This is a genomic window from Pseudoalteromonas sp. G5_S1_54_S4 (assembly GCF_054968565.1).
In genome coordinates this window covers 1-537 of sequence record NZ_JBQKUL010000135.1, presented here as the reverse complement: position 1 = coordinate 537, position 537 = coordinate 1, and the positions used below count along the sequence as shown (strand labels likewise).

The following is a 537-nucleotide window of genomic DNA, read 5'->3' as shown; positions in this document are numbered from 1 at the left end:
CACTTTTGTGGGTCAAGCCGTTGCGTCTGTATCTATGGTATGTGATGTGCCGCATATGAACATGGCAACCCATGCATCGATGCAGCATAGTGAAATGGCAATGAGTGACGACGCTGATACAACAACCATGTCTATGGATTGCTGTAGTGAGCAAAGCACGTTAACCCAAGATTGCAGTTGCCCGATGAGTGCTTGTAATTCGCATTCGGCCTTGCATGTAAACTCGCTATTTATAGCTTCTAAATTACCCTCTGAAAAAGTGCACCTTGCTGTCATGCAGCGCCAACCTAATTTTGCACGATCTCTTTATCGTCCTCCTATGCCTGCATAACCGCAGGATAGGTGTATTCAAAATCTAGCCATTTAGCTTTTTGTCATCTATCTGCTTAAAAATTTAATCGTTTTTTATTTTTTAAATTTAAGTGGAGCAAGTGATGAATCACTTCGCAGTATTAAAAGCCGTTTGTGTGAGCAGCTTATTGAGCATTAGTGTCTCTGTACACAGTGCTGAACTGAGTTTAAATGAGGCAATTAACT

General features: G+C 41.3%; 1 protein-coding gene. It reads left to right on the top strand.

Annotated features, from left to right (window positions below; genetic code table 11):
- Positions 1-331: hypothetical protein (locus ACTRWE_RS19260; RefSeq protein ID WP_462880538.1), on the top strand; the 331-nt coding region annotated here is incomplete at its 5' end.
- Positions 332-537 lie beyond the last annotated feature (206 nt).